We start from the raw sequence: 21,232 nt of genomic DNA, 5'->3' as shown, positions 1-21,232 counted from the left end.
GCCTGGATTCTCCCCATAGCCACCGGCGAATGCAAAGGAAAGTGGCCCTGCGGCGCTTGGCACCGGGTTGGGTGGATGCGCTACCATGCGGGCTTTCCCGCCTGGCTGTTCCGACCATGCACTGCCCCTTCTGCTCTGCCAACGACACCAAGGTCATCGATTCGCGTCTGGTCGCCGAGGGCGATCAGGTGCGTCGCCGGCGAGAATGCCTGGCCTGTGGTGAGCGTTTCACCACCTTCGAGACCGCCGAGCTGGTGATGCCGCGCCTGATCAAGCAGGACGGCAGCCGCCAGCCCTTCGACGAAGACAAGCTGCGCGCCGGCATGCAGCGTGCGCTGGAAAAACGCCCGGTGAGCATCGAGCGGCTGGAGGCGGCCATCGCCCATATCAAGCATCGACTACGGGCCACTGGCGAGCGCGAGATCAAGTCGCTGGTGCTTGGCGAGCTGGTGATGACCGAGCTGCAGAAACTCGACGAAGTGGCCTATATCCGCTTCGCTTCGGTGTATCGCCGCTTCCAGGATCTCAATGAATTCCGTGAGGAAATCGACCGTCTTTCCCGCGAGCCCAATCAGGACTGAGATGAGCACCAGCGATCAGGCATTCATGGCTCGCGCGCTCGAGTTGGCGCGCAAGGGGCTGTATTCCACTCACCCTAATCCCCGTGTCGGTTGTGTGATCGTGCGCGACGGCAAGATCATCGGCGAAGGTTGGCACGCCAAGGCTGGCGAGCCCCATGCCGAGGTGTACGCCTTGCGTCAGGCTGGCGACAAAGCGCGCGGCGCCACCGCCTACGTCACCCTGGAACCCTGTAGCCACCATGGGCGTACGCCGCCTTGTGCCGACGCTCTGCTTGAGGCCGGTGTCGCCCGCGTGGTCGCGGCGATGCAGGATCCCAACCCGCAGGTGGCCGGCAGGGGGCTGTTGAGGCTGATGAATGCCGGCATCTCGGTGCAAGGCGGTGTATTGGAAAGTGAGGCGCGGGCGCTGAACGCCGGCTTCGTCAAGCGAATGGAAAAGGGCCTGCCGCTGGTGCGCGTCAAGCTCGCCATGAGCCTGGACGGGCGCACGGCCATGGCCAGCGGCGAAAGCCAATGGATCACTGGGCCGGCTGCTCGTGCAGCAGTACAACGGCTGCGCGCGCGTTCGAGCGTGGTTCTGAGTGGTGCCGATACGCTGTTGGCCGATGCCGCCCGCTTGACGGTAAGGCCCGACGAACTGGGTCTGGGCGCCGAACTCACGGCCTTGGCTCAGGCGCGTCCGCCGCTGCGCGTACTGGTCGATGGGCGTTTGCGTGTTCCGCTGAGTGCGCCGTTCTTCCAGGCCGGTTCGGCGCTGGTGGCGACATGCGCGGCGGCGGCCTCGCGGGATCGCTACCTCGATGAGGGTCACGAACTGCTGGCGATACCGGGCAACAACGGCCATGTCGATCTGCGCAAGCTGCTGCTAGAGCTTGCTAGCCGGGGGGCCAATGAGGTGTTGGTCGAGGCCGGGCCGAAACTGGCTGGCGCTTTCGCCCGGCTGGGCCTGGTCGATGAATATCAGTTGTTCGTCGCACCCAAATTCCTTGGCTCCAGCGCCAGGCCGCTACTCGATCTACCTCTGGCGCGGATGGCCGAGGCCAAACCGTTGAAGATCGTCGACATACGTGCTGTGGGCGACGATTGGCGGATAATCGCGGTGCCCGAGTCCGCCACGTAAGGTTCGCCGTTGGCACACGCCCTCCGTGCACCGCCACGGCAACTATGGTAAAACGCCTCTCGGCCGCACAGCGCGGCCACAACGTTCTCAGGGCGGGGTGTAATTCCCCACCGGCGGTAATGGCGCGCAATGCTCCTAGCCCGCGAGCGCCCGGTACGGCCACCAGCCGCCCGGGGACAAGCAGATCCGGTGTGATTCCGGAGCCGACGGTATAGTCCGGATGAAGAGAGAGCGGGATTGCCTGGCTGGGCGCCCTTGTGGCTGCCGCATGTCTGTACTGTCCCTATCGATCAAAACTGCCCTGTTTTAGCCATAAACAGGAGTTGAACATGTCCATTACTTCTCAAGTACGCCGGGTCGCCTTCGTGCAGGCCTGCTGGCACCGCGAAATCGTCGATCAGTCCCGCAATGCCTTTCTCGAAGAGATGCAACGCCAAGGCTATGCCGCGAGCGAGATAGACTGCTTCGAAGTCGGCGGCGCCTTCGAAATTCCCCTGCATGCCAAGCGTCTGGCCAAGAGCGGCCGCTATGCTGGCATCGTCGCTGCCGGGCTGGTGGTTGATGGCGGCATCTACCGTCACGAGTTTGTCGCCCAGGCGGTGATCGAGGGCCTGATGCAGGTGCAGCTGGAAACCGACGTACCGGTGTTCTCTGCAGTGCTTACGCCCCACCATTTCCATGCCGGCGAAGAGCACCAGACGTTCTTCCGCGAGCATTTCCTGGTCAAGGGTGCCGAAGCGGCGCGTACTTGTGCCGATACGCTGCGCAAGCTCAAAGAACTGCCGGTCTGACGAGGAGCACTTAATGTTCACTGGAATCATCGCATCCATCGGCAGCATTGCCGCCATCACCCCCAAGGGCGGCGATGTGCGTGTCTACGTCAAGGCCGCCAAGCTCGATCTGGCTGATGTGGCTCTGGGCGATAGCATCGCGGTCAATGGTGTGTGCCTGACCGCGGTCGAATTGCCAGGCGACGGCTTTTGGGCCGATGTCAGCCGCGAAACCCTGGCGCGTACTGCCTTTATCGATCTCAAGACCGGTAGCCCGGTCAATCTGGAAAAAGCCCTGACGCCTACCACCCGCCTGGGTGGTCACCTGGTCAGCGGCCATGTCGATGGCGTCGGCGAGATCGTCTCTCGTGAGGAGAACGCCCGCGCCATTCAGTTCAAGGTGCGCGCCCCGCGTGAGCTCGCCAAGTACATCGCCCACAAGGGATCGATCACCGTCGACGGTACCAGCCTCACGGTGAACGCCGTGGATGGCGCCGAGTTCGAGCTGACCATCGTGCCGCACACCCTGGCCGAAACCATCATGGCCGACTACCGCCCAGGGCGCCGGGTCAATCTCGAGGTCGACCTGCTGGCCCGTTACCTGGAGCGCCTGCTGCTCGGTGACAAGGCCGCCGAGCCCAGCAGTGCCGGGCTCACCGAAGGTTTTCTCGCCGAACACGGCTACCTGAAGAATTAAGGACACCGCCACCATGGCACTCAACAGTATCGAAGAGCTGGTCGAAGACATTCGTGCCGGCAAGATGGTTATCCTCATGGATGACGAAGACCGCGAGAACGAAGGCGACCTGATCATCGCCTCGGAATGCGTGACCGCCGAGCACATCAACTTCATGGCGCGCTTCGCCCGTGGCCTGATCTGCATGCCGATGACCCGTGAGCGCTGCGAAACCCTCAAGCTGCCGCTCATGGCACCACGCAACGGCTCGGGTTTCGGCACCAAGTTCACCGTCTCCATCGAAGCCGCCGAGGGCGTCACCACCGGTATCTCCGCCGCTGACCGCGCTCGCACCGTGCAGGCTGCTGCCGCGAAGAACGCGGTTGCCGAAGACATCGTCAGCCCCGGCCATATCTTTCCGCTGATGGCTCAGCCAGGTGGCGTGTTGTCGCGCGCCGGCCACACCGAAGCGGCCTGCGACCTGGCTCGCATGGGCGGCTATGAGCCGAGTGGGGTGATCTGCGAGATCATGAATGACGACGGCACCATGGCTCGTCGCCCGGAGCTGGAAGTATTCGCCGAGCAACATGGCATCAAGATCGGCACCATCGCCGACCTGATCCACTACCGCATGCTGCACGAGCGCACCGTTACCCGCGTGACCGAGCAGCCGCTGGATAGCGAAGTCGGTCAGTTCCATCTGGTCACCTATCGCGATTCGGTGGAAGGCGATGTGCACATGGCGTTGACCCTGGGCACCATCTGCCCGGAAGAGCCGACCCTGGTGCGCGTACACAACATGGATCCGATGCGCGACCTGCTGATGGTGCGTCAGCCGGGCCGCTGGAGCCTGCGTGCGGCGATGACCGAAGTGGCCAATGCCGGTAGCGGCGTGGTGCTGCTGCTCGGCCATTCGCTGGACGGCGACGAAGTGCTGGCGCATATCCGTGAAGCGGATGGTGCCACCAGCAAGACGCCTAGTACCTACAGCACGGTCGGTGCCGGTTCGCAGATCCTGCGTGACCTCGGTGTGCGCAAGATGCGCCTGATGAGTGCGCCGATGAAGTTCAATGCGATATCCGGTTTCGATCTGGAAGTTGTAGAATACCTGCCCCCGAAATAACGGGTGACTATCGCGGTGAGCTACCTTTAGCCCACCGCCACTATTTTCAGGGCCTGCCATGGCAGGCCCTGGCTCTTTAAAAGACAGCTCGAGAACTCGCTATGACACTCAAGACTATCGAAGGTAATTTCATCGCTCCCGAGGGTCGCTTCGCCCTGGTGGTCGGCCGCTTCAACAGCTTCGTGGTCGAGAGCCTGGTCAGCGGCGCCGTCGACGCCCTGGTACGCCATGGCGTGAGCGAAAGCGACATCACCATCATCCGTGCGCCAGGCGCCTTCGAAATTCCGCTGGTCGCTCAAAAAGTCGCCCAGCGCGGCGAGTACAACGCGATCATCGCCCTTGGCGCAGTGATCCGTGGCGGCACGCCGCACTTCGAATACGTGGCAGGCGAGTGCACCAAGGGCTTGGCCCAGGTATCCATGGAGTTCGGCGTACCGGTCGCTTTCGGCGTGCTGACTGTCGATTCCATCGAGCAAGCCATCGAGCGTTCCGGCACCAAGGCCGGCAACAAGGGCGCTGAAGCTGCCTTGTCTGCTCTGGAAATGGTCAGCCTGCTGGCACAGTTGGAGGCCAAGTGAGCCAGAACGACAGTAAGCCAGTCAAAAAGGGCCCAAGCGCCAAGGTACTTGCCCGCCGTCAGGCGCGTACGCTGGCAATGCAGGCACTGTACTCCTGGCATATCGCCGGGCAGGCGCTCAACGAGATCGAGGCCCAGTTCCGGGTCGACAACGACTTCAGTGCGGTCGACGGGGCTTACTTCCACGAAATTCTGCATGGCGTGCCGCGTCAGAAGACCGAGATCGACAGCGCGTTCGAGCCATTGCTCGATCGTCCGTTGGCCGAGATCGACCCGGTCGAGCTGTCCATCCTGCGTCTGTCCACCTACGAGCTGCGTAACCGCATCGACGTGCCGTACCGCGTGGTGATCAACGAAGGCATCGAGCTGGCCAAGATCTTTGGTGCCACCGACGGGCACAAGTTCGTCAATGGCGTGCTGGACAAGCTGGCGCCGACGCTGCGTGCCGACGAAGTCCGCGACTTCAACAGCAAGCGCTGAGTGTGTTGGGCGAGTTCGAGCTGATCCGTCATTACTTCGCTGCTGCCGCCTGCGCGCGGGCGGCCGATGGTGTGGTGCTGGGGATTGGCGACGACTGCGCCCTGCTGGAAGTGCCCGCTGGTGAACAACTGGCGGTGTCCACCGACACCCTGGTCGCTGGCGTGCATTTTCCTGCCGATGCTGCTGGGCGATTGCTGGGCCAGCGTGCACTGGCCGTTTCGGTCAGTGATCTGGCCGCCATGGGCGCGGCGCCTCTGGCTTTCACCCTGGCCCTGACGCTCCCCGATGTGTCTCCTGACTGGCTGGCCGATTTCACCGCCGGGCTGGAAAGCATGGCGAGCCAGTGCGGCATGTGCTTGGTCGGTGGTGATACCACGCGCGGGCCCTTGAGCCTGACCCTCACCGTATTCGGCCGAGTGCCGAAAGGCCTTGCGCTGACCCGCTCCGGGGCGCGCGCAGGTGATCTGCTGTGTGTCGGTGGTTCGCTTGGCGATGCGGCGGGCGCTTTGCCCTTCGTGCTGGGCGAGCGTGAGGAGCAGGACGGTACTCGTGAATTGCTGGCGCACTACTGGTCGCCGTTACCGCAGCTGATACTCGGCCAGGCCTTGCGTGGGCTGGCCACGGCGGCGCTGGACATCTCCGACGGCCTGTTCGCCGACTGCGGGCATATCGCCCTGGCATCTGGCGTGGCACTGATCATCGAACAACAACGCCTGCCGATTTCTGCAGCCCTGCGGGCCTCTGTCGACGACGAAACCGCACGCCAGCTGGCGCTTGCCGGTGGCGATGACTACGTGCTTGCCTTTACTCTGCCTGCCGAGAAACTGGACGGGCTGCGCGCCATGGGGCAGCCTGTACACGTGATCGGTCGGGTCGAGGCCGGACAGGGCGTACATGTGCAGGACGCCGAAGGCCGAGCCATTCAGCCGCAGCAACGCGGCTACCAACATTTCGGATCGCACTGTGACTGATCATCCTAAACAAGTCCCCGCGGAATTCGTGCCGCCCTCCGTGTGGCGCAACCCTTGGCATTTCCTCGCCTTTGGCTTCGGCTCAGGTACTCTGCCGAAAGCGCCTGGCACGTGGGGCTCGATGGTCGCGGTGCCGTTCATCCCGCTGTGGCAGATGTTGCCGGACTGGGGGTACTGGTTGATGCTGGGCGTCACCATGCTGTTCGGTGTCTGGCTGTGCGGCAAGGTGGCCGAAGATCTGCGCGTACACGACCACGAGGGCATCGTCTGGGACGAAATGGTCGGTATGTGGATCACCCTGTGGCTGGTCCCGGAAGGTTGGGGCTGGGTGCTGGTGGGTTTCCTGATGTTCCGCTTTTTCGACATCCTCAAACCATGGCCCATTCGCTGGATTGACCGGCACGTTCACGGCGGTTTCGGCATCATGCTTGATGATGTGTTGGCAGGTGTTTTCGCCTGGCTGGCCATGCAGTTGCTGGTGTGGGGCTGGGGCAACGGCCTGGCGACCAGCCTGGGTTTCGCCTAACCCTGGAGGTGCGATGATTCACGGTTTCTGGCTGGCTTTACTGTTGTCGTTGAGCGTCTGCGCCCAGGCGAGCAGCGAGGTGCCCGCGAACATCCGCATGGCCAGCGATGTCTGGGTGGATCGCATCAATGCTGACGGCACGGGCCTGTCCTGGGACATCCTGCGCCTGGTGTTCGAGCCCGCCGGGGTCAAGCTGGACATGCAGATCGTGCCCTACACCCGCTCTGTAGGCCTTGTGCAGCGTGGTGAGGCGGATGCCTGGGTGGCGTCCTACCAGAACGAGGTCAGCGGCGGTGTGGTGTACCCGACCTGGCACTACGACTCGGACTTGATCAGCGCCCTGAGTCTGGCCAGCAAGCCCCTGCCAGATCAGAAAGCGCTCTCCGCTTCCCGTCTGGTGTGGATGCGCGGTTACGAGTACCAGCGCTACATTCCTGGCCTCAAACACTACAACGAGCTGCTGCGCCGTGGCGGCATCCTGCCGATGCTTGCCTACGATCATGCCGATTACTACATCGATGCCCAGCCCGAGGTTCAGGAGGTGCTTGCGGGTGCTTCCGAGCCGTCGAAGTACCGGGTCACCGACCTGATTCGTTTACCGTTGTACATCGGCTTTGCCGATACCCCGCGCGGCCGAGCACTGGCGAAACTGTATGACCAGCGCATGGCCGAGCTCGTTGAGCACGACGCGTTGCGTCCGGTCTTCGAGCGCTGGGGCCAACACTACCCCTTCGATTAGGCAAGAGAGGCAGGGATGCGTCGATTGATCTGTGGCATAGCAGGCCTGTTGGCTGCTCAGTTGACTCTGGCTGCGCCGCAGGTGCAGGTCGTCGGCCTGTTCCCGGGCGCTGCAGTCATTTCGGTCGATGGCCAGCGCAAGTTGGTGCGTGTTGGGCAAAGTGGGCCTGGGGGCGTGCAGGTGGTGAGCGCCGACAGCCGCAGCGCCGTGTTGCGAGTCGACGGCGTGGAGCGCAGCTACAGCCTGAGCCGTGAATACAACACCAGCGGTTTCGTTGAGCCGCAGAAACAGACCCTGAGTATAGCCCGCAGCAACGGTGGCCATTACTGGGCTGAGGGCGCGATCAATGGCCGCTCGCAGCAGTTTCTGGTCGATACCGGTGCTACTTCTGTTGCCCTCAACGAAACCCAGGCCCGCCGTCTTGGCATCGACTACCGCACGCGCGGGCAGCCGATTCAGGTCAATACTGCGAGTGGTACCGCCCGCGGATGGCGCATCACGCTCGACAAGGTGAGTGTCGGCGCACTGCAGGTGCTGGGCGTTGAAGCCGTCGTGCTGGAAGGCTCATCGCCGAAGGAGGCACTGCTTGGCATGAGCTATCTCAACCGGGTTGGTTGGCGGGTGGAAAATAACCTGCTGGTGCTGGAGTCACGTCTTTAAGCGTGAAGAGCTGGCGACACGCATGTCGCCAGTTTCCTTGCACGGCTAGTGATGATCGTCCGTAGCGGCTTTCGGCATGTCGCGGTACAACCGGCTGACCAATGGCCCGATGGACAATCCCTGCAGCAGGATCGACGTGAGCACGACGATGTAGGTCAGGCTCAGCAGCAGATCACGTTCCTCACCCAGCGGCAGCGACAACGCCAGAGCTACCGACACGCCACCCCGCAAGCCGCCCCAGGTGAGAATGCGGATCGCCCCGTGGGATACCTGCCGGCGCCCGCCAGCGCTGCGGCGCATGATCAGAATGGCCGGTGCCACGGTCAGCAGGCGTGCCACCAGCACCGCGCCGCCAAGCACGAAAGCCGCGATGATGTGCAGCCAGGAGAACGGCAGGAGCAGCAGCTCTAGGCCGATCAGGGCGAACAGCAGGGCATTGAGGATTTCATCGATCAATTCCCAGAAACCGTCCACGTAGCGGCGTGATTCGTCCGACATCGCATGCTTGCGGCCCATGTTGCCGATGATCAGACCGGCCACCACCATGGCGATCGGCCCGGAAACGTGCAGCCGTGCAGCCAGTGCCGCGCCGCCGAACACCAGCGCCAGGGTCAGCATCACTTCGACCTGGTACTGATCAATGCTACGGATCATCAGCAGCACGCCGTAGCCCATCGCCGCGCCAAGCAGCAACCCGCCAATCGCTTCGTGGATGAACAGCCAACTGATAGCGCCCAGCGTCGGCGTACTACCCAGTTGCAGAATGCCGAGCAGGATGGTGAACACCACGACAGCGGTGCCGTCATTGAACAGTGACTCGCCCACGATGGTGGTCGCCAGCGGCTTCGGCGCGCCCGACGACTTGAGAATGCCCATCACCGCAATCGGGTCGGTAGGCGAGATCAATGCGCCGAACAGCAGGCAGTAGATGAAGTTCACGTGCCAGCCGAACAGGGCAAAGATGTAGAACGCCAGTGTGCCGATCACGCTGGTGGCGATCAGTACGCCCACGGTGGCCAGCAGGCCGATGGGCCATTTGTAGCTGCGCAGGTCGCTCAAGTCCACGTGCAGCGCGCCGGCGAACAGCAGTGCCGGTAGGAACCAGGTCATGAGGATGTCGGAGAAATCGATGCGGCGGATGATTTCCTGTGCTTCGATCTCGATCAGCGGGTAGCCGAGTTGGCTCAGGCCCTGAACGATCAGCGAAAAGATCAGCGCGGTGGCCATCACACCGATGCTCGGCGGCAGGCGTATGAAGCGATAGTTGACGTAGGTGAGCAGGGTGGTGAGGACGATGAAGGCGGCTACGAGGTCGAGCACAGGGTCTCCTTTGAGGGCTGGTGTTCGCCATCCCGGCGAATACCTTGGAGGCCCGATGATACCTGCCTTGTAACTGGATGTGTGGCGATAGTGGGCGTTTGTACATGGCAGAACGATGGCAAAAGGGTTGAACCGTAGCGGCGTATGAGGGGTCGAGTACACATGGGCCGGGAGGCTGCGAGGCGTATTTGCAGAGGCATGCAGAACGTCTGGCGAGCGATTTTCCCTTCCGGTGTTTGACGGCTGGCGCGCAACGCGTTCGGCCAGCTCGACGGGCTGTTGCCCGTTGTCGATTGGAGTCGAAACATGCTGAAAAGCTTGGGTAAGGTGCTGCTGGGCGCGGTGGCGCTGGTTGCGGTACTGGCCTTGCTGATCCACTGGATCACCCCCGCTGTGTTCGAAGAGCACCGCGAAGACCTGGCGTACTACCTGCAGGCGCATCTGTATCTGGTGTTCATGTCGATGTTCGCTGCACTGGCCGTGGGCATTCCTGCCGGCATCCTGCTGAGCCGACCCGGCCGCGAGCACAGCGCCGAACGCTTCATGCAGGTGTTCAACGTGGGCAATACCGTGCCGCCGCTGGCGGTGCTGGCGATTGCCCTGTCCATCGTCGGTATCGGCAATGGCCCGGCCGTGCTAGCGCTGTTTCTCGCCTCGTTGCTGCCTATCGTGCGCAACACCTATGAAGGCCTGCGCAACGTACCGAGCTCGCTCAAGGAAGCGGCCACCGGGATTGGCATGACGCCCGGCCAGGTGCTCTGGCAGGTCGAACTGCCGAGTGCCGTGCCGATCATGGTCGGCGGCGTGCGCGTCGCGCTGGCGCTGAACGTCGGTACCGCGCCACTGGCATTCCTGATCGGCGCCAACAGCCTGGGTAGCCTGATCTTCCCGGCCATCGCCCTGGAGAACCAGCCGTTGCTGATTCTCGGCGCGGCAGCCACTGCCTTGCTGGCACTGCTGCTCGACGGCCTGGTAGCGGCCGTCAGCCGTTTCTGGTTCGAGCGTGGGGTGGTCCGTTGAAGGAATCCATGATGAAGTCTTTAGTTCTGTACCTCGGCCTGCTGCTGGCTACGACCAGCCAGGCGGCCGAGATCCGTATCGGCGCCAAGGTGTTCACCGAGCAGGCGATCCTCTCCGAGCTCACCGCGCAGTATCTGCGGCCCCACGGCTATCAGTCGCGCATCGTCGGTAACCTGGGCAGCACCATCGCCTGGAACGCCATGAAGAGCGGCCAGCTGGATCTGACCTGGGAATACACCGGCACTTCGCTGGTGGCCTACAACAAGGTCACCGAACGCCTCGACAAGGAAGCCGCCTACCAGCGCGTCAAGGAGCTGGATGCCAAGACCGGCGCGATCTGGCTGGCGCCTACCCGCTTCAACAATACCTATGCCCTGGCGCTGCCGGAAAAGGTCGCCGAGGAACACCCTGATATCAACAGCATCAGCGACCTGGCTGCGGTCACCAGGCAGCCGGGTGATGGCAATCGCCTGCTGGCACTGGATATCGAATTCGCCAACCGCTCCGACGGCCTCGATGGGCTGGTCAAGGAATACGGTCTGACCTTCACCCGTAACGAGATTCGCCAGATGGATCCTGGCCTGGTCTACACCGCACTGCGCAATGGCCAGGTGTTCGTTGGCCTGGTGTACACCACCGATGGCCGTCTGGACTCCTTTGGCCTGCGCCTGCTTGAGGACGACAAGGGTTACTTCCCGGACTACACCGCCGCTCCGGTAGTGAATGCCGACTACCTGAAGGAACACCCCGAATTGGAAGCGCTGCTCAAACCCCTGGCCGAGAGCCTGGATGACGCCACCATGCGTCGCCTCAACGCCCGCGTCGATGTCGATCGCGTGACGCCTGCTACGGTGGCCGCCGATTTCCTTCGTGAACAAAAACTGATCGAGGGGGATCGTTGATATGGATTTCATGACCGCTTTCCAGCACATCGACTGGGCGCAAGTCGTCAGCCTGACCGGCGAGCACATCGCCCTGGTGGGCATTGCCGTCGGCCTGGCGATCATCATCGGCGTGCCGCTGGGCATTCTGATGACCCGTTTCCCATGGATTGCCGGGCCGCTGCAGGGCGCCGCTACCGTCGTACTGACGTTGCCGGCCATCGCGCTGTTCGGCCTGTTGCTGCCGTTCTACTCGCAGTTCGGTCAGGGCCTCGGCCCGCTGCCGGCCGTCACCGCCGTGTTCCTCTATTCGCTGCTGCCGATCCTGCGCAACACCTACCTGGCGTTGACCAGCGTCGAACCGGGCATCCGCGAGGCGGGTAAAGGTATCGGTATGAGTTTCTGGCAGCGTTTGCGCATGGTCGATCTGCCCATCGCCGTGCCGGTGATCCTGGCCGGTGTGCGCACCGCCGTGGTGATGAACATCGGCGTGATGACCATCGCCGCCACCATCGGCGCCGGCGGCCTTGGCGTGCTGATTCTCACGGCCATCAGTCGCAGCGACATGGCCACCCTTTTCGTCGGCGCGGTGCTGGTGAGTCTGCTTGCCATCGTCGCCGACCTGTTTTTGCAGTGGCTGCAGAAAACGCTCACTCCCCGTGGCCTGAAAGCCGCCCACTGAGGACCCGAACATGATCGAACTCGACAAACTCACCAAGACATTCCACCAGAAGGGCAAGGACGTCGTTGCCGTCAACGAAGTCAGTCTGACCGTCGACGAAGGGCAGATCTGCGTGTTCCTCGGCCCATCCGGTTGCGGCAAGAGCACCACCCTGAAGATGATCAACCGGCTGATCGAACCGACCTCCGGGCGGGTGCTGATCAACGGCGAAGACACCACCGGCATCGACGAAGTGACCCTGCGTCGCAATATCGGCTACGTGATCCAGCAGATAGGTCTGTTCCCCAACATGACCATCGAGGAAAACATCACCGTGGTGCCCAAGCTGCTCGGCTGGGACAAGAAACGCTGCCACGAGCGGGCGGTCGAGCTGATGAGCATGGTGCAACTGGAGCCCAAGCAATACCTGTCGCGCTATCCCCGTGAGCTGTCCGGTGGTCAGCAACAGCGTATCGGCGTGATCCGTGCCCTGGCAGCCGATGCACCGGTACTGCTGATGGACGAACCCTTCGGCGCGGTCGACCCGGTCAACCGCGACGCCATCCAGAACGAGTTCTTCCAGATGCAGCGGGCGCTTAACAAGACCGTGATCATGGTCAGCCACGACATCGACGAAGCCATCAAACTGGGCGACAAGATCGCCATCTTCAAGGACGGCAAGCTGCTCCAGTTCGATCACCCGGATACCCTGTTGGCACATCCGGCAGACGACTTCGTCAGCGGCTTCGTCGGTCAGGACAGCACCCTCAAGCGCTTGCTGCTGATCCGTGCCGAAGACGCCGCCGACGATGCACCGTCGGTGCTGCCGGAAACCGCAGTCGCCGATGCCGTGGAACTGATGGAAGAGCACGACCGCCGCCACCTGGTGGTGACCGATGCGCAGAAAAAGGCCTTGGGCTACATTCGCCGCCGTGACCTGCGCGGGCAGGGCGGCTCGGTACAGCCATTCCTGCAGCCATTCAACGCCACCGCCTCCCACGACGAACACCTGCGCATCCTGCTGTCGCGCATGTACGAGTTCAACCGCTCCTGGCTGCCGGTGCTCAGCGCCGACAACGACTTCCTCGGCGAAGTCACCCAGGAATCCATCGCCGACTACCTCAGCTCCGGGCGCTCGCGCGGCAAGAGCAGCATCGTTTCGCCGGCGGAGCAGGTGGCGGTCTAAACAGGGTGGTGGCGCCCTGCCTTGGGGCGCAGTGGCCGTGGCCGCTCCGCGAAATCACGGTATGCCCATTATTCGCCGCGGGGTCGCGGCTCCTACAGGATCTTGAGTATCCGCAACTCCGTAGGAGCCCCGACCTCGGGGCGAAGCGATTGACGATGCTCGGCGAAACTCAAGGCACGCCTGCCATCGTTGCGCAGAGCGGCGTAGCTGCAATGGCTTGGTCTCCTGATGATGCCATTACCTCGTGACCGCAACTCGCGTAATCTATCTGAGAATTATTATCTTTGATGGGTGCCGCTCCCGGCCCCTGGGAGGGGCCCATGTCGGCCAGCCTGGCACGCATTCTGATCATCGAGGACGACCGTACCCTGTGCGCACAGCTTGGTGAGTTGCTGCGCGGCCAGGGCTATGCCACCAGCTCCAGTCACTTGGGCGAAGCGGGGCTTGGCATGGCGATCAGTGATGCGCCGGATCTGGTGCTGCTGGACGTGCTGCTGCCGGATCTCAACGGCTTTTCCGTTCTGCGTCGCCTGCGTGAGCAACAGCAGACGCCAGTGATCATGCTGACCGCCTGCGGCGCCGAGGAAGAACGCATTCGTGGCCTGCGCCATGGTGCCGATGACTATCTGCCCAAGCCATTCAATATCACCGAGCTGCAACTGCGCATCGATGCCGTGTTGCGGCGTACCCGGGTGACCGACAGCGTGCGCCCGGCAGATGTGCAGCAACTGCAGATCGACGAATTGCGGCTCGAACGTCACGCCCAGCGGGTCACGGTCAACGAGCGCGAGGTCAGCCTCACGCCGATCCAGTTTCGTGTGCTCTGGCACCTGGTCACTCACCGTGGTGAAGCGCTCAGCAAGCCCTACCTGTATCGCGCGGTGCTGGAGCGCGAATACAGCAGCTATGACCGTAGCCTGGACATGCACATCAGCCGCATCCGTCGCCTGCTGGGGGAGGCGGGCCTCGCGACGGATCGTCTGCAAACCCTGCATGGGCGGGGTTACGTATTCCAATGAACCGGCGTTTGTTCTGGAAACTGTGCGTCGTCATCGCCGTGGGCAGCGTCGGGCTGTTCTGGATCATCGCCCGGGTCGCCTGGCAGACCGAAGAGCGCATGAGCTTTATCGACGCGGAGCACCAGCGCACCTTGCGCCATTACGGCGAGCAGGCCGAGTCGCTGTATCGCGGTGGCGATCATCAGGCGCTGGAGCGCTGGCTCAACACGCTGCAGCAGCAGGAGCAGACCTGGGCCGCCGTGGTACAAGCCGAGGTACGCCCGCTGGTCGGCGAGTTGTCGCCACGGTTTCTCGAGGGTTTCGGCCTGGGCCGTGATGTCAGCTGGAAGATCCATCTGTACTTCGCTGAAAACCCGATCATGGATATTCCCTTCAGTGATCGCAGTGCCAGCTTTCTCATCCAGCTGCCCCAGCGCATGCGCCCCGGCCTCAACTGGCACTACGCCAAACTGCTGCTGCAACTGGTGGTGCCGCTGGTGCTGCTGCTGATCGTCTGCCTGGTGCTGTACCGCCACTTGATGCAGCCCCTGCGGCGGCTGGAGCAGGCCACACGGCAGTTCAGCGAGGGCCGCTACGACGTACGGGTGCGCTCGTTGCTCGGCTCGCGCAACGACGAGCTGGCCAGTCTGGCAGATACCTTCGACGCCATGGCCGAGCGCACCGGGCAACTGATCATCGACCAGCGCCAGCGCTTGGCGGACATGTCCCACGAATTGCGCACGCCGCTGACCCGCATCGAAATGGCGGTCAGCCTGGCTGAGCAGGGCGCCGACAGCCGCGTGCTGCTCGAGCGCATCCGTGACGATTGCAACGGCATGCGCCAGTTGGTCGAGGATGCCCTGACCCTCAGCTGGCTGGAGAACGAACGGCCGCAGTTACGTGACGAAACCCTCGATCTCACCGAGTTGCTCGACAGCATTCTCGATGATGCCCGCTTCGAGTACCCGGATCGCCAACTGCTGGCGCATCTGCCGGGGCAGGCGGTGCTGGGCGGCAGCAGCCATCGAGCGCTTGGCCAGGCCATCGAGAACGTGGTGCGCAATGCCCTCGACCACACGCCGTCAGGTGGGGTGGTCGAGGTCGACCTGCAGGCCGATGAGCAGGCCTGGCAGTTGCAGATCCGTGATCAGGGCCCGGGCGTTGACGAACAGTGGCTGGAGCGGATCTTCCAGCCGTTCTTCCGGGCGGGCAGCGAGCGTGCCGGTTACGGCCTCGGATTGGCGCTGGCGCAACGGCAGATTCGTGCCACTGGCGGCAGCATTCAGGCGAGCAATCGAGAGTGCGGCGGCCTGCAGATGACCATCTGCCTGCCGCAGCAGCCGAACGGCCAGTCGTAACAGTTGTAAAAGTTGTACGTCCCCAACGCTGTATTCGATAAGAATTTGCAAATACGAAATATTTGCATCTTTCTTGGGGAGGGATCATTCATGCACCGTTGTCCTTATCGACTGTCATTGCTGGGCGCCTTGGTCACCGGCGGTTTTCTGGGCAATGCCCAGGCGCAGAGCACTGCTTCGTCGCTGGAGCTGGCACCCAGTTCGGTGACGGCGGTGGCCAGCGAGCGCGCTGAAATCGTCGAAGCCGAGCAGATCGAGCGCCTGCAAGCCAATGATCTGCAGGACGTGTTCGAGAGCAACCCGGAAGTCACCGTCGGTGGCGGCGCAGGGATCGCCCAGAAGCTCTACCTGCGCGGTTTCGAAGATACCCAACTGAACATCACCATCGACGGTGCCAGCCAGGCCGGGCAGACCTTCCACCACACCGGTCGCATCGGCATCGAGCCCGAGCTGCTCAAGCGCGCCGAGGTGCAGGCCGGTACCGGCGACGCCACCGCTGGGCCTGGTGCGCTGGGCGGCTCCATCCGTTTCGTGACCAAGGATCCGGACGATCTGCTGCGCGAGGGCGAGTCCTTTGGCGCGTTGGTCAAGGGCGGTTACTTCAGCAACGGCGAAGGCTACAAGAGCAGCACCAGCCTGTACGGGCGCTTCAACGAGAACTGGTCGGCGCTGACGGTGGCCAGTTATCAGGATCAGAACGATTACGAGGACGGCAACAATGACGACGTGCTGGGTACCGGCGCGCGGCAGAAGCTCGGCTTCACCAAGCTGGTGGGCAAGCTCAGCGAGTCCCAGACCCTGCGTCTGAGCTACGAGCAGCGCACTGACGACGGCGAGCGCAGCCAGCGCCCGCAGTGGATTCCCAGCGGCTTCAACCGGCTGTATCCGATGCGCAGCGAGCGGGAAACCTGGACGCTCAACTACGCCTTCAAACCGCTGGACAACGACCTCGTCGATGTCGAGCTGACCACCTTCCATAACGAAGTCGAGCTGCAGCAGGACGGGCGTTTCGGCCTGTACTTCGGCGGCACGCGCAGCAGCGGTTTCGACCTGCGCAACACCAGCCACCTGGGGCGTCATACACTCACCTACGGCGTCGATTATCGCGACGACCGCGGCACCCTCGGCCCAGAGGGTAATCGTGAAGAGACCAGCGAAGATGGCAGCATTCTCGGCCTCTATGTGCAGGACAGCCTGCAACTGACCGAGCGCCTGCAGATCGGTGCCGGCCTGCGCTACGACCGTTACAAGCTCGATGATCGCGACGACCAGCGCTTCCGCGAAGACGGCGTCAGCCCCAACCTCAGTGCGCGCTATGCGCTGACTCCGGAGCTGACCCTGCTTGCCGGCCATACTCGCGCCCTGCGTGGCCCGCAGGTACGCGATGCCTTCAAGATGGACTCCTCGCGCAATGACCCGAACACCAAGGCCGAGCGCGCTCGCACCAGCGAGGTCGGTTTCGAGTATCGGCTGGCCAGCTGGGAGCTGTCCGGCAAACTCTACGAGACGCGCATCAAGGACGCCGTCGCCGACCCCATCGGCGCGCCCAACGTTTACGGCAACATCGGTGACCTGAAGAGCGAAGGCGTGCTGCTGCAGACCGCCTACCACTGGCAGCGCGTGAGTGCCGGCCTTAGCTATCACCACAACAATGCCCGGCTCGATGGCCGCCGCCTGAACGTCTACGAACACAACGGCCAGGGCACCAGCCTCGGTGATACCTGGACGACCTTCGCCGACTACCGTGCCACCGAGAACCTCACGGTTGGCTGGCAGGGCCGTTTCGTGGAGAGCATCGACTCGTTGCACACCGGGGAGGGCACGGTGAGCAAACCGGGGTATGGCGTGCATGACCTGTACGCGGAGTGGCTGCCGCTGGCGGCGGATCGCCTGACCTTGACCCTGACCCTGAAGAACCTGTTCGACAAGCAGTACCTGGATCACGCCAGCAACGAAGACTTCACCCACATACCCGACTTCGAGGGCGTTCGTGGTTCCTACGAGCCAGGTCGTGAAGTGCGCCTCGGTGTGGCGCTGCGTATCTGATGGGTTGGTCGATCCGTGCGCCCGGTGTGATGCCGGGCGTTTTGCTCATCTTGCTGGCACTGCAGTCCACCTTGGCTAGCGCCGGGCAGGTGCTCACCGATATCGCCGGGCGTCAGGTCGAAGTGCCCGCGCAGGTGCAGCGCATCGTCCTCGGCGAGGGGCGCCTGTTGCCGGTGCTGGGGATTCTCGAGGGCCAGCAGGTGCTCGACCGTCTGGTGGGTATGCCGGCTGACCTGGCGCTGATCGATCCCGGCACCGACCGGCAGTACCGCGAAGCCTTTCCGGCGTTGCAGCAGGTGCCGCGCATTGGCCAGGGCTCGGCCGATACCTTCAGCCTGGAACAGGTGCTGAGCCTGGCGCCGGATCTGGCGATCTTCAGCCTGTCCGGTCATGGCCCCGGCAGCCACCAGCAGCGTCTTACCAAGCAGTTGCAGCGCGCAGGCGTCGCGGTGTTGTTCGTGGATTTCCGCGAGCAGCCGCTGATCAATACCCCGTTGAGCATCCGCCTGCTCGGCCAGGCCCTGGGGCGCGAAGCACGTGCAGAGGCATTCGTCGCCGCCCACGCCAGGGCGCTTGCCGCTGTCAGCGATGCGTTGCCCGGCCTGCCCGGCCCCCAGGTGTTTCTGCATAGCCGAGCCGGGCTGGGCGATGGCTGCTGCGAAAGCATGGCGCGCGGCATGCTCGCCGGCCTGCTGGAAGCAGCCGGTGGCCGTAGCCTGGCAACGGACTATCTGCCGGGGCATGCCGGTGTGTTGAGTCTCGAATTGCTGCTCAGCCAGCCGGTGGATCATTACGTGGCCAGCGCGGTGGGTTCGGCGAACAGCCTGGCCGAGGGCGCGCCCTACATTGCCCTGGGGCCTGGCGTGCAAGCCGAGCCGGCCCGTGAGTCGTTGCAGCGGTTGGTCAGCAAGGGCGGCATCCGCCACCTGGCGGCGATCCGTAATGGGCAGACCCATGCCATCTGGCACGGTTTCTACAACAGCCCCTTCAATGTGGTGGCGGTGCAGGTATTCGCCCGCTGGCTGTATCCCGACGTATTCGTCAACCTCGACCCTCAAGTCACGCTCGCGCAGTTGTACGCCGAGTTTCAACCAGTGCCGCTGCAAGGCACCTACTGGATCAGCTTGTGAGTGCCAGCGAACTGCGCCGTGGTTATCGGCGACTGGCCTGGCGCCGGGTGATCTGCCTGGGGATTCTGAGCATGCTGCTTGGCGCGTCCTTCATCAGCGACCTGGCCACCGGCCCGGCGGGCCTCGGCTGGTGGCAGGTGCTGCAGGGGTTGCTGCAGCCGGAAAGTCTGGCGCCTGCGCAGTGGGTGATCATTCATGAAGTACGCGTACCGTACGCGTTGATGGCCCTGGCGGTCGGTGCCAGCCTCGGGCTGGCCGGCGCGGAAATGCAGACCGCCTTGAATAACTCCCTGGCCAGCCCTTTCACCCTGGGCGTTGGCGCCGCCGCAACACTGGGTGCATCGCTGGTCATCGTGTTCAACCCGTCGCTTGGCAGCCTGGGCCAGCAGGTGCTGTTGCCGCTGGCAGCGTTCGTCTGCGCCTTGCTCGCCTGCCTGCTGCTACTACTGATGGCGCGCCTGCTTGGCCCCGCGTTGAACACCCTGGTGCTGTTCGGGATTGCCCTGTTGTTCGGGCTCAACGCGCTGGTCGGCATGTTGCAGTTTCTAGCCAGCGCCGACGCCCTGCAGCAGATCGTCTTCTGGACGCTCGGCAGCCTGGCGCGTGCCGATCTGCAGCGGGTCGCGCTGGTTGCCGGGGTGTTGTCGCTGTGCCTGTTGTGGGCCATGAGTCAGGCCTGGGCGATGACCACCCTGCGAGCAGGGGAGGAGCAGGCGCGCAGCCTGGGTATTCGTGTCGAGCGCCTGCGCGCGCTGGCGCTGTTACGGGTCAGCCTGCTGACCGGGGTGGCGACGGCCTTCGTTGGTGAAGTGGGCTTTGTCGGCTTGGTCGGGCCCCATGTGGCACGCCTGCTGCTGGGCGAGGATCACCGCTTCTTCCTGCCTGGTAGCGCCCTGGCCGGCGCCTTGCTGCTGTCGCTGGCATCGCTGGCCAGTCGCGCCTTGCTGCCCGGTGTCATCTTGCCGGTCGGCCTGGTGACCGCAGTGGTCGGGGTGCCGCTGTTCGTGGCGTTGATCCTGGCTCGTGGGCGGAGTGTGAGTGGATGAACCTGCTGATTCGCAATCTGCGCCTGGCCCACGGCAAGCGACTGGTGATGGAAAACCTCAGCCTGGCGCCTATCGAACCCGGCGCCATGGTGGCGGTGTTGGGGCCGAACGGGGTGGGCAAGTCGACCCTGATCCGAGCCCTGGCGGGCATGCACAAGGCGACAGGAGAGGCGCTGTTGGGAGACAAGGCGCTGCTCGGTATTGCGCCCTGGCGACAGAGCTCGCGCGTCGGCTATCTGCCGCAGCATCTGCCCCAGGCGACCTCGCTGCTGGCTTATGAACTGCTGCAGGGCGCTTGCCGGGCTCGCGGCGCAGCAGGGGATACGGACGCTCGCATTTCCGCCGTGCTGTCACGGCTGGGCATCGAGTCGCTGGCGTTGCGGCGCCTCAGTGAGCTGTCCGGCGGGCAGCGCCAGTTGGTCGGCCTGGCCCAGGTGCTGGTCAGCGAGCCACGTCTGTTATTGCTCGACGAGCCGACCAGCGCCCTGGATCTGCGCTGGCAGTTGCGGGTGTTGCAGGTGGTACGTGAACTCACTCAGGAGCAAGGCTGCATCGCCCTGGTCGCCTGCCATGACCTCAACCTGGCGCTGCGCCATTGTGATCGCCTGCTGTTGCTGGCGCCCGGCGGCCACTATCGGCTGGGCACGGCAGATCAAGTACTGGATCCCGACTGGCTACGGCTGGCATATGGCGTCGAGGCGCGTATCGAGCGTTGCTCCGCCGGCTGGCCGCTGGTGCTGGCGGATCGAGCGGTAACCGTTTAAGGCTCCGCTTCAACCAGCGGCAGTAGTCAGGCCTGCTCGAAGATTACATAGACCTTGCGGCAATGCTCCAGCACTTCCCAGGTGCCGACGAAGCCGGCCGGGATCACGAAGCGGTCGCCGACGCGCACGGTCTTGGCATTGCCTTCGCCGTCGCGCAGCACGGAAACGCCCTGGAGGATTTCGCAGTATTCGTGCTCGGTGTAGCTCACCGTCCATTGGCCGACGTCGCCCTCCCAGACGCCCGCATTGAACTGGCCGCAAGGGCTGGCGTAATGGTTGCGTACCTGCTGCAGCGGGTCGCCCTTGAGGATTTTTTCAGGGGCGGGGCGGTACTCTTCGGCGCTGCTGCCGCCCTGGGCGAAATCGACAATCTGTTGGATATTCATATTCGCTTCCGTGGTCAATCCGAGAACGTGCAGCGATCATCCCATGCCCATCGACGGCCCGGGGCGGCGCGGCGTAACAGGCTGTTGAAAACCACCTGCGCTTTTCAACGGGCCGCTAACGATTTGCTCGAGTCTATGTTTAATAAATTGAACGTAACAAGGGGATTCCCCGACGAAGTGTCAAGAATATTGAAAATCCTGCGGGCGCTGGTT

Annotated in this window: 23 protein-coding genes and 1 riboswitch; of the genes, 21 read left to right on the top strand and 2 right to left on the bottom strand. The window is 63.5% G+C overall.

What is annotated here, in order from left to right; all coding sequences use genetic code 11:
• The first annotated feature begins 116 nt into the window (after positions 1-116).
• The 11 genes from nrdR (at position 117) to ACZ3GY_RS23015 (ending at position 8,223) form a co-directional block, all read left to right on the top strand.
• Positions 117-581, top strand: a complete 465-nt coding sequence (nrdR, locus tag ACZ3GY_RS23065) for a transcriptional regulator NrdR (protein ID WP_042553289.1) — start codon at positions 117-119, stop codon at positions 579-581.
• A 1-nt stretch (position 582) separates the two neighbouring features.
• Positions 583-1,701: a bifunctional diaminohydroxyphosphoribosylaminopyrimidine deaminase/5-amino-6-(5-phosphoribosylamino)uracil reductase RibD gene (gene ribD, locus ACZ3GY_RS23060; protein ID WP_463562358.1), complete on the top strand. Its 1,119-nt coding sequence runs from the start codon at positions 583-585 to the stop codon at positions 1,699-1,701.
• Positions 1,702-1,780: 79 nt separating this feature from the next.
• Positions 1,781-1,938, top strand: a riboswitch (FMN riboswitch).
• Between the two features lie 92 nt (positions 1,939-2,030).
• Positions 2,031-2,492, top strand: a complete 462-nt coding sequence (locus tag ACZ3GY_RS23055; RefSeq protein WP_465912116.1) for a 6,7-dimethyl-8-ribityllumazine synthase — start codon at positions 2,031-2,033, stop codon at positions 2,490-2,492.
• A 13-nt stretch (positions 2,493-2,505) separates the two neighbouring features.
• Positions 2,506-3,168 carry a riboflavin synthase gene (locus ACZ3GY_RS23050; protein ID WP_465912115.1) on the top strand — a complete coding sequence of 221 codons (663 nt, stop codon included), beginning with the start codon at positions 2,506-2,508 and terminating at the stop codon, positions 3,166-3,168.
• Positions 3,169-3,181: 13 nt separating this feature from the next.
• A complete protein-coding gene (gene ribBA / locus ACZ3GY_RS23045) occupies positions 3,182-4,270 on the top strand; it encodes a bifunctional 3,4-dihydroxy-2-butanone-4-phosphate synthase/GTP cyclohydrolase II (RefSeq protein WP_465912114.1) in 1,089 nt (362 codons plus the stop codon).
• Positions 4,271-4,371: 101 nt separating this feature from the next.
• Positions 4,372-4,848, top strand: coding sequence for a 6,7-dimethyl-8-ribityllumazine synthase (gene ribH / locus ACZ3GY_RS23040; RefSeq protein WP_225838233.1), 477 nt, complete (start codon positions 4,372-4,374; stop codon positions 4,846-4,848).
• Complete coding sequence (nusB, locus tag ACZ3GY_RS23035) at positions 4,845-5,327, top strand: transcription antitermination factor NusB (RefSeq protein WP_463562354.1); 483 nt, start codon at positions 4,845-4,847, stop codon at positions 5,325-5,327. The genes ribH and nusB overlap by 4 nt, the downstream gene beginning before the upstream one ends.
• Before the next feature lie 5 nt (positions 5,328-5,332).
• Positions 5,333-6,298, top strand: coding sequence for a thiamine-phosphate kinase (gene thiL / locus ACZ3GY_RS23030; RefSeq protein WP_465912134.1), 966 nt, complete (start codon positions 5,333-5,335; stop codon positions 6,296-6,298).
• On the top strand, positions 6,291-6,824 hold the full coding sequence (locus ACZ3GY_RS23025) for a phosphatidylglycerophosphatase A family protein (protein ID WP_225838237.1): 534 nt from the start codon (positions 6,291-6,293) through the stop codon (positions 6,822-6,824). Before thiL ends, ACZ3GY_RS23025 begins: the two co-directional genes overlap by 8 nt.
• 13 nt (positions 6,825-6,837) lie before the next feature.
• A complete protein-coding gene (locus ACZ3GY_RS23020) occupies positions 6,838-7,563 on the top strand; it encodes a transporter substrate-binding domain-containing protein (protein ID WP_463562353.1) in 726 nt (241 codons plus the stop codon).
• 15 nt (positions 7,564-7,578) lie between these two features.
• Positions 7,579-8,223, top strand: coding sequence for a retropepsin-like aspartic protease family protein (locus ACZ3GY_RS23015; RefSeq protein ID WP_465912113.1), 645 nt, complete (start codon positions 7,579-7,581; stop codon positions 8,221-8,223).
• 45 nt (positions 8,224-8,268) lie between these two features.
• Here ACZ3GY_RS23015 and ACZ3GY_RS23010 read toward each other — a convergent pair whose 3' ends face one another.
• Complete coding sequence (locus ACZ3GY_RS23010) at positions 8,269-9,543, bottom strand: cation:proton antiporter (RefSeq protein ID WP_465912112.1); 1,275 nt, start codon at positions 9,541-9,543, stop codon at positions 8,269-8,271.
• Positions 9,544-9,849: 306 nt separating this feature from the next.
• On the opposite strand from ACZ3GY_RS23010, the gene ACZ3GY_RS23005 reads away from it, so the two are divergent.
• From ACZ3GY_RS23005 to ACZ3GY_RS22960, 10 genes are all read left to right on the top strand, one after another.
• A complete protein-coding gene (locus ACZ3GY_RS23005; RefSeq protein WP_465912111.1) occupies positions 9,850-10,563 on the top strand; it encodes an ABC transporter permease in 714 nt (237 codons plus the stop codon).
• An 11-nt stretch (positions 10,564-10,574) separates the two neighbouring features.
• Complete coding sequence (locus tag ACZ3GY_RS23000; protein WP_465912110.1) at positions 10,575-11,465, top strand: glycine betaine ABC transporter substrate-binding protein; 891 nt, start codon at positions 10,575-10,577, stop codon at positions 11,463-11,465.
• 1 nt (position 11,466) lies between these two features.
• Positions 11,467-12,126, top strand: coding sequence for an ABC transporter permease (locus ACZ3GY_RS22995; protein WP_465912109.1), 660 nt, complete (start codon positions 11,467-11,469; stop codon positions 12,124-12,126).
• Between the two features lie 10 nt (positions 12,127-12,136).
• Positions 12,137-13,291, top strand: a complete 1,155-nt coding sequence (locus tag ACZ3GY_RS22990; RefSeq protein ID WP_465912108.1) for an ABC transporter ATP-binding protein — start codon at positions 12,137-12,139, stop codon at positions 13,289-13,291.
• A gap of 320 nt (positions 13,292-13,611) precedes the next feature.
• Complete coding sequence (locus ACZ3GY_RS22985) at positions 13,612-14,310, top strand: response regulator (RefSeq protein WP_465912107.1); 699 nt, start codon at positions 13,612-13,614, stop codon at positions 14,308-14,310.
• Between the two features lie 8 nt (positions 14,311-14,318).
• Positions 14,319-15,647 carry a sensor histidine kinase gene (locus ACZ3GY_RS22980; RefSeq protein ID WP_465912106.1) on the top strand — a complete coding sequence of 443 codons (1,329 nt, stop codon included), beginning with the start codon at positions 14,319-14,321 and terminating at the stop codon, positions 15,645-15,647.
• A 90-nt stretch (positions 15,648-15,737) separates the two neighbouring features.
• Positions 15,738-17,693, top strand: coding sequence for a TonB-dependent receptor domain-containing protein (locus tag ACZ3GY_RS22975; RefSeq protein WP_465912105.1), 1,956 nt, complete (start codon positions 15,738-15,740; stop codon positions 17,691-17,693).
• A complete protein-coding gene (locus ACZ3GY_RS22970) occupies positions 17,693-18,823 on the top strand; it encodes an ABC transporter substrate-binding protein (protein ID WP_465912104.1) in 1,131 nt (376 codons plus the stop codon). Before ACZ3GY_RS22975 ends, ACZ3GY_RS22970 begins: the two co-directional genes overlap by 1 nt.
• On the top strand, positions 18,820-19,869 hold the full coding sequence (locus ACZ3GY_RS22965; RefSeq protein WP_465912103.1) for a FecCD family ABC transporter permease: 1,050 nt from the start codon (positions 18,820-18,822) through the stop codon (positions 19,867-19,869). Before ACZ3GY_RS22970 ends, ACZ3GY_RS22965 begins: the two co-directional genes overlap by 4 nt.
• Positions 19,866-20,633, top strand: coding sequence for an ABC transporter ATP-binding protein (locus ACZ3GY_RS22960; protein WP_465912102.1), 768 nt, complete (start codon positions 19,866-19,868; stop codon positions 20,631-20,633). The genes ACZ3GY_RS22965 and ACZ3GY_RS22960 overlap by 4 nt, the downstream gene beginning before the upstream one ends.
• A gap of 26 nt (positions 20,634-20,659) precedes the next feature.
• Here ACZ3GY_RS22960 and ACZ3GY_RS22955 read toward each other — a convergent pair whose 3' ends face one another.
• Positions 20,660-21,019, bottom strand: coding sequence for a cupin domain-containing protein (locus ACZ3GY_RS22955; protein WP_225838262.1), 360 nt, complete (start codon positions 21,017-21,019; stop codon positions 20,660-20,662).
• Positions 21,020-21,232 lie beyond the last annotated feature (213 nt).

The sequence above is a fragment of the Pseudomonas sp. PME37.24/006 genome (assembly GCF_055556635.1).
This window is presented reverse-complemented; position numbering and strand designations above follow the sequence as displayed.